Here is a 3,462-nt window from a genome sequence, read left to right as displayed (position 1 = left end):
AGGCACGAACGCGGGAAGTTGACAATGCGTGACTGAGCTTGACCTGGCTCCGTCACCTCATAGCCGTGAACCCGATTGAGCCAGGTACCTGTTGGGTTCGCCTCATAGGCATTCACGTCGTTCAGCGGCGCCGAGTAACCTTGCGTATTCCACTCCTTGCACGAGGTTGCACAGGCCTGGCAGCCGACACAGGTATCAAGATCAATGACCAGACCAAGTTTGGTCTTGGAAGGCGGAGGAAGTGAAGTCATTTGCCCCCCGCAAACATCTTCAGCGTTGCAAACTGTGGCTCACTGATGGGCTCTTGATCAGCAGCCTTCTCGACGCGAACGCGAAGATCATACCAGGCCGCCTGCCCGGTGACAGGGTCGCTGTTGGAATAGCGATAGCCTCCACCCCGTTCCGGAAGAAGTTCCGAGATCAGATGATTGAGCAGAAAGCCCTTGCTGGACTCATCAGCTCCAGCTGCAAGGTTCCATGCGCCAGATCGCTTGCCAATTGCATTCCATGTCCACACGGTCTCAGGATTGACACCATCCATCAGTTTTGCCTGAACCTTGATCTGGCCATGGTGCGACGTCACTACTACCCAATCGCCGTCAGCAATACCAAGTTTCGCAGCAAGCTGTCGGGCCATGTAAAGCCAATTTCGACCCAGGATCTGACGGAGCCAAGCATTCTGTGACCCCCAGGAGTGATACATCGCCATGGGCCGCTGCGTCACTGCATGGAGAGGATAGTGCTGTGCCTCCAGCATCTCTCCCTCGAGAGGTGGATACCAGTACGGGATGGGATCAAAGTATGTCGCAATGCGCTCGCGGTGTTCGGGAGGCGGCAGAACAGCTCCATGTCCTTTCGCGGCGAGCCTGAACTTCTGCAAAGGCTCACAATAAAGCTGATGGATCACGGGATCAGGCTTTCCGATGAAGCCAAAGAAGGTGGCCCAATCAAGATAAGCCCAATTCACGTGGCGATAGTATTTCATGTGATCAGGCAGTTCCTGGTACCAGTGGCAGCCATTTGCGATGTAAGCCTTTAGCTGGTCCGGATTGGGCGCACCTCGCCCCTGCGCACGTCCGCTGGGACCACGGAACCCGGCCAGCGGCCCGATTCCCGGCGCACGTTCGTGATTGACAATGTAATCTGGATAACCGCCAGGGTAGCGCGGAGAACCGTCATTCCGCGTCATGCCAGGAAGGCCTAATCGGGCACCCAGATCCAGAAGCACCGTTTGGAACGGCCTCACATCGCGGTCGGGCTCAGCCACTGGCTGTCTGATCGAGTCAGCCGGGCCATCGGCCTCGGAGATCGGTCGATCGAGAAGCGAGATGCAATCCCAGCGCTCGAGATAGGTCGTATCTGGCAGTATAAGATCTGCATAATGCACCATCTCCGAGGCGTAGGCATCCGAGTAGATGATCTTCGGAATGGTATAGGAACCGTCAGGCTCCTTCTGGGTGAGATAGCGGATGGTATCAGGCACGTTCATGGCCGAATTCCAGCTCATGTTGGCCATGTACATGAACAGCACATCGATGCCGTAGGGATCTTTCTTTGCAGCGTTGGTGATAACCATATGCATGAGGCCGTGGGCCGCCAATGGCGCCTCCCAACTGTAAGCCTTGTCGATGCGCTGTGGCGTTCCTTGCGCATCAACTAGAAGATCCGAAGGCGCCGTCACGAAACCAAGCGGCGGTCCGGGAAGCGGCGTATTGGGCTTGACTTGCCCAGGCTTGCCCGCAGGCTTGACGCCGGGCGGCGGCGGCTTCGGAAAGGGTGGCTTGTAACGGAAGCCGCCCGGCACATCGATCGTGCCAAGCAGGATCTGCAGCAGGTGAATTGTCCGGCAGGTCTGGAAGCCATTGGCATGAGCGGAAATACCACGCATCGCATGCATTGAAACCGGCCGCCCGACCATCTTTTCATGATATCGGCCAAGATGATCTGTCCAGGGAACATCAAGCGAGATTTCTTCTTCGAAGGCGGTATGCGCAATTTCGGCTGCGATGCGCCTTATCGAGACAGCCGGCACGCCGCAGCGCTCAGAAACGGCATCGGGCGACCACTCTGGCTCAAGAAACCTCTCGGCGATCAGGGTAAAGGCAGTCACGACCCGCCGTCCATCGGCAAGCTTGTAGCGGCCCATCAGTTTGGGAGCTGCATCGGGCGATAGCGCCGGCATTGGTGAGCCAGAATGGCCATCCCAGACCAGAGCAGAACCTTGTGCATTCCTTACAAACAGGCCGTCATCCTCTCCACCGGGATTTTCAATGATGAGCCAAGGTGAATTCGTGTAGCGCAGCAGATAGTCACCATCAATTCGTTGGGCGCCAACAAGTTCGTGGATCAGGGCGCCCACGAACAGCCCATCAGTCCCGGGTCGTATGCCAATCCACTCGTCAGCAATTGCCGAATACCCCGTTCGAATTGGATTGATCGACACGATCTTGGCACCGCGGGCCTTCAACTGACCCAGCGCCTTCTTGATCGGGTTTGACGCATGGTCCTCGGCAACGCCGAATAGCAAGAAGTACTTTGTATGCTTCCAGTCCGGCTCGCCGAATTCCCAGAATGAGCCGCCGAAGGTATAGAGTCCGGCAGCAGCCATGTTGACGGAGCAGAAACCGCCATGCGCGGCATAATTAGGCGTGCCGAATTGTGCCGCCCACCATCCTGTCAGGCCCTGACTCTGATCGCGCCCCGTGAAGAAGGCCAGCTTCCGTGGATCGCGGGCACGCACCTCTGACAGCCATTGCGAGGCGGTTGCGAGCGCCTCCTCCCATTCGATTTCACGAAACTCCCCCGACCCCCTCTCGCCAACCCGCAGCAGGGGCTTGCTCAGCCGGGCCGGCGAGTAGTGCTGCATGATCCCGGCAGCCCCCTTGCCGCAGATGATCCCCTTGTTGACGGGGTGGTTCGGGTTACCGTCTATGTAGGTCACCCGGCCATCCTTAAGATGCACCCTTATTCCGCAACGGCACGCGCACATGTAACAGGTGGTCGTCTTGACCTCATCCCAGCTGCGGGCCTGGGTGTTCACGGCGGGCTCAGTCATGCGTTGTCAGCCTATAGATTCATTCTTCACTACTCTACCGACGTTCTTGGCACTATGATAGGTCCAGACCGAGTGTTCACAGGGACCAAAATTGCGAGACTGGCTCGTCCACATCCGCCGCAACGAACATGCCAGCCTGCAGACCCAGATCCGGGAGGCGCTGGTATCAGCGATCCTCGACGGGCAGTTGGCCCGCGAGGAACCCATTCCGTCAACGCGAAAAATGGCAAAGAGCCTGGGGGTCTCCCGCAATACAGTGGTTCTTGCCTATCAGGGACTTCTGGACGACGGCTACCTGGTTGCCCGTGAGCGTTCTGGCTACTACGTCGCCGACAAGGCAATCGAGGATGCCGCCCCGCCAAAGCTGGCGGTAAAGCCGGGCATTCCATCCGGTGCGCTCGACTGGT

General features: G+C 58.0%; 2 protein-coding genes and 1 pseudogene. 1 reads left to right on the top strand and 2 read right to left on the bottom strand.

Features of this window, described 5'->3' with window-relative positions:
- Together ACILRN_RS16300 and ACILRN_RS16295 are read right to left on the bottom strand one after the other, a co-directional pair.
- A pseudogene (locus ACILRN_RS16300) lies at positions 1-251 on the bottom strand ((Fe-S)-binding protein); the annotation flags it as partial.
- On the bottom strand, positions 248-3,055 hold the full coding sequence (locus tag ACILRN_RS16295) for a molybdopterin oxidoreductase family protein (protein WP_395690017.1): 2,808 nt from the start codon (positions 3,053-3,055) through the stop codon (positions 248-250). The gene ACILRN_RS16295 and the pseudogene ACILRN_RS16300, both read right to left, overlap by 4 nt.
- Positions 3,056-3,146: 91 nt before the next feature.
- On the opposite strand from ACILRN_RS16295, the gene ACILRN_RS16290 reads away from it, so the two are divergent.
- Positions 3,147-3,462 (top strand): GntR family transcriptional regulator (locus ACILRN_RS16290; RefSeq protein ID WP_395690016.1); only part of this gene is annotated, 316 nt, incomplete at its 3' end.

The sequence above is a fragment of the Aestuariivirga sp. genome, assembly GCF_044238155.1.
Taxonomy (GTDB): domain Bacteria; phylum Pseudomonadota; class Alphaproteobacteria; order Rhizobiales; family Aestuariivirgaceae; genus Aestuariivirga.
The sequence above is the reverse complement of the archived record's forward strand: the minus strand, read 5'-3'. Positions and strand labels throughout refer to the sequence as shown.

Bases quoted from the DNA above. Each gene is read 5' to 3' on its own strand.
- ACILRN_RS16295 (WP_395690017.1), bottom strand. From the start codon at position 3,055: ATGACTGAGCCCGCCGTGAACACCCAGGCCCGCAGCTGGGATGAGGTC.